This window comes from Megasphaera paucivorans (genome assembly GCF_900103535.1).
Classification (GTDB): domain Bacteria; phylum Bacillota; class Negativicutes; order Veillonellales; family Megasphaeraceae; genus Megasphaera_A; species Megasphaera_A paucivorans.
Genome location: NZ_FNHQ01000029.1, coordinates 26,014 through 33,349 on the forward strand (window position 1 = coordinate 26,014; position 7,336 = coordinate 33,349).

Below are 7,336 nucleotides of genomic sequence, written 5' to 3' on the forward strand. Positions count from 1 at the left end.
TACTCCAAAATAATTATATATTGCCACATCGTATCTGTTGATTTGATTTACCCTATATAGTATGTAAAATTCTTTACACGAATATAAAAAAATTTCATTACTGTGCTAAATCATTATTTTTATTTTTAAAAATTTTATATAAATATTATATTTATTATTATCATCTATTTCCATTCGCGTCCATATATTTCCCTTCATCATCTTTTTTTTCCCATTGACACGAATTTGCTTGTACCTTTTTCGTAAGCATAGTATATTACAACCCGTCACATATAAAGACGGTCATATCATAAACCGTCACATAAAAGGGGGAATTATATATGGTAATGAATGGTGTTTATATAGTTATAATCACCGCGTGTTTCCTAATATTAGGATATCGTTTTTATGGCACATTCATCGCTGCTAAGGTTTTAACGTTAGATCAATACAAAATCCCTCCATCTATCCGCTTGGAAGATGGACATGATTATGTACCAACTAACAAATGGGTCGTATTCGGTCAGCATTTTGCTGCAATAGCGGGTGCCGGTCCACTCGTCGGTCCTGTCATTGCCGCTCAATTTGGCTATCTTCCCGGAATGCTCTGGATTTTATTTGGTTCTGTTTTTGCCGGAGCTGTTCATGATATGGTTATCTTGCTGGCTTCTGTCCGTCATGATGGCAAATCTATTGCCGAAATCACGAAGGAGGAAATCAGCGGTCTGGCTGGTATGAGTGCTTTGCTTGCCACTTTATTCCTGCTCATTATTACAGAAGCAGGAATGGCCGTTGTTGTAGCTAACTCTTTATTTAACAGTCCCTGGGGAACTTTTACGGTCGCTTCTACTATTCCTATTGCAATTTTTGTCGGTTTATATTTAAAATACTTGCGCCCGGGTAAAATTCAGGAAGCTACTATTATCGGTGTCATCCTTGTATTACTTGCTGTCTTTTATGGCTCGGAAGTTCCTAGCTCTGCATTAGCTCCGTATTTTACATTTAATTTAACTCAACTAGAAATTATACTTGCTGTTTACGGTTTTATTGCATCCGTTTTACCTGTATGGTTACTTTTGGCACCACGAGGCTACTTATCGACATATATGAAAATAGGTACTATCGGTGCTTTGGCAATCGGCATTATTGTCGTTGCCCCTACCATCCGCATGCCCGCACTTACTCAGTTCTGTGCCGGTGGAGGCCCTGTTCTCACAGGCTCTGTCATTCCTTTCGTTTTCATTACCATTGCATGTGGAGCTGTATCTGGATTTCACTCACTGATATCTACTGGCACGACTCCAAAAATGTTAACAAACGAACGTCAGATTCTGCCTATTGGATATGGAGCAATGCTCACGGAATCTTTCATTTCAATGATGGCACTTATTGCTGCTACCAGTCTCCATCCGAATGATTATTTTGCTATTAATTCCACACAGCAAGCCTTTGCTGCTTTAGGGGTACATGTACAAGATCTCCCTGTACTTGCTCAGCAAGTTGGAGAAAATCTTATGCATCGTCCCGGCGGCGCTGTCTCTTTGGCAGTCGGCATGGCGGATATCTTTAATCAAATTCCAGGCATGAGCCAATTCATGGGATTCTGGTATCATTTCTGTATTATGTTTGAAGCATTATTTATTTTAACTTTAATTGATGCCGGATCTCGTGTCGGCCGCTATCTTTTACAAGAATTAATTGGTAAATTTTCACCAAAATTCAAAGATGCTGAATGGTGGCCTGGCATCATTATTTGTTCCATTGTTATCAATGTTTCCTGGGGTTTTCTCGTATTACAAGGTAATATAGGAGTTATTTGGCCGCTATTTGGGGTATCTAACCAACTATTATCAGCTGTTACGCTGGCTATCGGAACTTCTTTCATTTACCGTCATGGTCGTGGCCGATATGCGTTGATTACTATGATCCCTTGTATTTTTATGAGTTTCATTACCGTCTACGCAGATTATGATAATATTTTCTATAATTACATTCCTAACGGAAAATGGCTTCTTATTGCGATTAGTGTCATCATGTTGATTCTTGATGCTGTTGTCATGATAGAAGCTGTCAAAAGCTGGATTCGATACGCCAAGACGATCCCGCAGGATATGCGTACATGTGCTGAAATTGAAGCAGAAACAAAAAAACAAAATGAAAAAGACGGAATTGAAGTTCCGGCTATGCATTAACATCAAGATTAAAAATAAGACGCACCGATTTTTTTCGGCGCGTCTTATTTTTATATGATGCATTTTCTTGCCTTATTCAAAATAAATACCGCTCACACAATTCATCCGCAGTCGATTATTTATCAGCTAGTTTTTTATACGCTTCCAACCGCTGTTCCATGTCTTTCGCGGTTTTGTCAAAGAACGCATCGGCAGTATCAGGGAACATCGTCTTCAGCGACGAATAGCGTACTTCGCCCATGAGGAAGTCCTTTATATTCCCTACGGGATCTTTAGAATCAAGACTGAATCCGTTCTTTCCTGCTTCTTCCTGCGTCGGATTGTAACGGTATAAATGCCAATATCCGGCATCTACTGCCTTCTTCGCTTCACGCTGTGCACAGCCCATCCCCGCTTTGATGCCGTGATTGATGCAGGGAGCATAGGCAATAACAAGAGAAGGACCCGGATACGCTTCGGCTTCCTGGATAGCTTTCAGACATTGCGCCTTATCCGCTCCCATTGCCACCTGCGCTACATATACATATCCATAGCTCATGAATATGCGCCCGAGATCTTTCTTTTTCGTCTTTTTGCCCCCCGCCGCAAATTTAGCCACTGCTGCGGTAGGGGTCGCTTTTGAGGACTGCCCGCCCGTATTTGAATATACTTCCGTATCAAAAACAAGGACGTTGACATTGGCACCTGATGCCAAGACGTGATCCAATCCGCCATACCCGATATCATAGGACCAGCCATCTCCGCCAAATATCCACTGGCTTCTTTTTACCAGGCAGTCACGGCGGTCATAAATCCGCTGACAGACAGGGCATTGCTCCTTAGCGGCTTCCACTACTGCGGTTACCTTATCTGCCCGTTCCCGTGTTCCTTCTGTCACCTCTTTATTATCCAGCCATTCTTGGAATACTACTTTGGCCGCTGCCGGCGTGTTTTCGTTATCAATGGCTTCCCGTACATCCATTGCCGTCTTTTCCCGCAGTTGTTCGGTCGCTAATACCATTCCTAAACCAAACTCCGCATTGTCTTCAAATAGAGAATTCGCCCAGCCCGGTCCATGTCCTTTTCGATTTTTTGTATACGGCATGGACGGTACACTCCCGGACCAAACAGAAGAACAACCGGTAGCATTCGCTACCATCATCCGATCCCCAAACAGCTGGGTAACAAGTTTAGCATACGGTGTTTCTCCACATCCGGCACACGATCCGGAGAATTCCAGCAAGGGTTGTTCGAACTGGCTTCCTTTCACAGAAAACTTGTTCATCGGATTGTCTTTACCCGTTACTTCTTTTATGGCGTATTCCCAAAGTCCTGCCTTGCTTTCCTGCGAAGCAAGCGGCTTCATTACCAGTGCTTTTTCCTTAGCCGGGCAGACATCGGCACAACTGCCGCAGCCCAGACAATCCAGCACACTGACGGCTATACGGAAGTTCAATCCTTTCGCACCGACAGCCGGTTTCGTTTCAAATCCCACCGGTGCCGCTTTTGTTTCTTCCTCCGTAAGCAGAACCGGACGGATCGCTGCATGCGGACAAACAAACGAGCACTGGTTGCATTGTATGCACTTATCTTTATCCCATTCCGGCACACTGATCGCCACCCCGCGTTTTTCAAAACAAGAGGTACCTACCGGGAATGACCCATCTTCCAAGCCAATAAAGGCACTGACCGGCAGACTGTCGCCTTCCTGCTTGTTGATCGGTTCCAATATTTTTGTGATAAATTCCGGTACGGCTTCGCTTTCCTGAGAAGCCTCCGCAGCATTTTCCCAGACTGCCGGCACATTGATTTTCACGATGCCTTCTACCCCTTTATCAATCGCATCATGATTCATCTTTACCACTTTTTCGCCTTTTTTCCCATACGAAGAGACAACGGCATCTTTTAAATACAGCACCGCATCTTCAACCGGAATGATATCCGCCAGTTTAAAGAACGCGGCCTGCATAATCATATTGATCCGTCCGCCCAAACCGACACGCTGGGCTATTCCTACGGCATCAATCGTGTAAAAATTGATATGATTCTTGGCCAGATACCGTTTCATCGCAGCCGGCAGTTCGCGATCCAATTCTTCCGGCGTCCAAATACAGTTCAGCAAGAATGTACCGCCCTTTTTCAATCCTGCTAACACATTGTATTTATAAACATAGGATTGGTTATGGCAGGCAACAAATGCTGCTTTATCAATAAGGTATGTCGACTTAATGGGATGCTTGCCAAACCGCAGATGAGAAACGGTAATTCCGCCTGATTTTTTGGAATCATATGCAAAATAGGCTTGCGCATACATATCCGTATGGTTGCCGATAATCTTAACGGCACTTTTATTGGCTCCCACCGTTCCGTCAGAACCCAATCCCCAGAATTTACAGGCAGTCGTCCCCTCCGGTGTCGTATCGATATCTTCCCCTATAGGAAGCGACGTGTGGGTAACATCATCTACTATCCCTAATGTGAAATGATTCTTCGGCATATCTTTTTTCAGATTTTCAAACACGGCCAATATATGACTCGGCGTGGTATCTTTGCCGCCTACACCGGCCCGGCCGCCAATGATACAAACTCCCGGCCTCTGTGCAGCAAATGCGCTCTGTACATCAAGAAACAGCGGTTCGCATAGGGCTCCCATTTCTTTGGTCCGATCAAGAACCGCTACTTTTTTCACTGTTTCCGGCATATATTTAAAGAAGTATTTCAAGGAAAACGGACGATAGAGATGAACCCGCAAAAGGCCGACCTTTTCACCGCGGGCATTCAGGTAATCTACCGTTTCTTCCGCAGCTTCTGTAAGTGACCCCATGGTAATGATGATACGGTCTGCATCGGCGGCTCCATAATAGGTAAACGGATGATATACACGCCCGGTCAGTTCCGTGATTTGTTCCATATATTCTTCTACAATATCCGGCAGTGCTTCATAAAATCCGTTCGCCACTTCCTGCTGCTGGAAGTACACATCGGAATTTTCCAAGGACCCTTTAATGGTCGGATGATCCGGAGACGTCGCACGGTCACGGAATTCCTTGATTGCCTGATGGTCCGCCAGCTTAAATAATTCATCATATTCCAGAACTTCGATTTTTTGTACTTCATGAGAAGTGCGGAACCCGTCAAAGAAATTCAGGAAAGGCACTCGTCCTTTTATCGCTGACAAATGGGCTACTGCCGACAAATCCATGGTCTGCTGTACGCTTCCTTCTGCCAGCATGGCAAAACCCGTTTGGCGGCAGGCCATCACGTCCCGCTGATCACCAAAAATACAGAGGGTATTGGTTCCCAGTGCGCGGGAGGCTACATGGAATACGCCCGGCAATAATTCTCCGGCTATTTTATACATATTAGGAATCATCAGCAGCAATCCCTGCGAGGCCGTATACGTCGTTGTAAGTGCACCGGCCTGCAGTGACCCATGCACAGCTCCGGCAGCTCCGCCTTCAGCCTGCATTTCCATAACACGTACCTTTTGCCCAAACATATTGGTAACTCCCTGCGTTACCCATTCATCCATATGTTCTGCCATTGCTGATGAAGGTGTAATCGGATAAATAGCTGCTACATCTGTAAATGCATATGATACATAGGCTGCTGCCGTGTTGCCGTCCATCGTCTTCATTCTTCGTTTTCCCATTAAAAAACTCCTCCATTCTGTTTTATAAGTTTTTAATTACGTACTTTTCCGCTCCTTTCCTTTAAAATATCCTGCTGTAAAGTATTCCCTAAAAAGACAATCAGCATTTTTTAATTACATTACACCTTGAAATACGACACGTATTATAAAATACAATTCGTAATTTTTTATATTTCATTACCAATTGTCATTTAAAAAATTACTTTCCGTTCAGTATAGGATAGTATTATTAAAATTAAATTAAAATTCAATATTTTTTTCTATTTTTTTGCTATTTTATTTTCTTATTTAGCATGAATGATATTCTTTTATCGAATGTAAAAGCAAGTAATACAGCGCCCTATCTATATGTCTTTTTATAGTGTACATTTTTGATGTTTCTTTATTATTCTAAAACATTGTCCACGTTATATTTATATCATACTATCCATATATCGCTGCAGTTTATGTGCCAATCTTCCAATATGTATACCATCAACAAAGGAATGATGCACTTGTACTGCAAAAGGAAGTAATACCTTGTTGTTTTGATAATAATACTTTCCCCAATCAAAAAGTGGAACTGCATTGTCTTTTTTTCCTGAAATAGTATGTGAAATATGTCGAAATGATACCCATGGCATAGGAGAAAATACAAAAACATTATTTTTAGGCGGACTTATAAAATAAGCAGCTTGTGCCTCTGTTATTTTTTTGGTTTCATAAATATAAGCTGCCAGAGAGGACTGCATCGGAGCCTGTACAAATTTAAACAGTTCCGTGTTGTCATGTAAGTAAGTAAATGCCGTATCTATTTGTTTATACAAAACAATATGTTCTCCCATAAAGCGATATCGAAATTCTTCTATTTCATTGGCACAAGAAGCAATTGCATATATCAACGCAAAAGTAAAAGAATACTTTTTATCATGAACAACTGAAATAAAATTTGTAATATCCAACTCAAAGCTTACACAATACTGCGGTTCCAAACTATTGCGGAATAGTTGACAATGTTGTGCCCGCTTCCAATTCCGCATATCAATTACCTCATATTGCTGTCCCATTATGTCCCTCCTTATCGTATCCCATACTAAACAAGGACGCTTGAATCCAGGCGCCCTTGTTTATCATATATATAACTGCATCTATACCTTGCTTATTTTGCTTCCTCACTGTCACCGTCATCGCTGCGGCTGGCCCAATAGCCGGCCAGTATCGACCCTGAAAAATTGTGCCATACACTGAAAATGGCTCCCGGAATCGCCGCCATCGGATCCAGATGCGCCAGTGCCAGCGCCACGGCCAGCCCCGAGTTTTCCATCCCGATCTCAAACGCCACGGCCTTGCTTTTATGGTGGCTCATCCGTCCCAGACTCCGCGATACTCCGTATCCCAGGCTCAGCCCCAGACAGTTATGCAGCACTACCGCCAGCGCCGCGATCCCTGCCACCGTAGCCAGCCGCTGCGCATTCAACGCTACCACGATCGTAATGATCATCACGATCGCCACTACCGATACTACCGGGATGATCCCCGCCAGGCGGTCTACCGT

4 protein-coding genes are annotated in these 7,336 nt (G+C 43.3%); 1 reads left to right on the forward strand and 3 read right to left on the reverse strand.

The genetic code is table 11. The annotated features are described in order from the left end of the window. Positions 1–320: 320 nt before the first annotated feature. Positions 321–2,171: a carbon starvation CstA family protein gene (locus tag BLR11_RS11175; RefSeq protein WP_176762969.1), complete on the forward strand. Its 1,851-nt coding sequence runs from the start codon at positions 321–323 to the stop codon at positions 2,169–2,171. A gap of 115 nt (positions 2,172–2,286) precedes the next feature. Here the strand turns inward: BLR11_RS11175 and nifJ are convergent, their stop codons facing one another. The 3 genes from nifJ to BLR11_RS14160 all read right to left on the reverse strand — a co-directional run. Beyond that, a complete protein-coding gene (gene nifJ, locus BLR11_RS11180) occupies positions 2,287–5,802 on the reverse strand; it encodes a pyruvate:ferredoxin (flavodoxin) oxidoreductase (protein WP_091652066.1) in 3,516 nt (1,171 codons plus the stop codon). 413 nt (positions 5,803–6,215) lie between these two features. Then, entirely contained in the window at positions 6,216–6,848 is a 633-nt protein-coding gene (locus tag BLR11_RS11185; protein WP_091652069.1) for a CatA-like O-acetyltransferase, read from the reverse strand. A gap of 92 nt (positions 6,849–6,940) precedes the next feature. Continuing rightward, a partial coding sequence (locus BLR11_RS14160) for a bile acid:sodium symporter family protein (RefSeq protein ID WP_425433757.1) occupies positions 6,941–7,336 on the reverse strand: 396 nt, incomplete at its 5' end.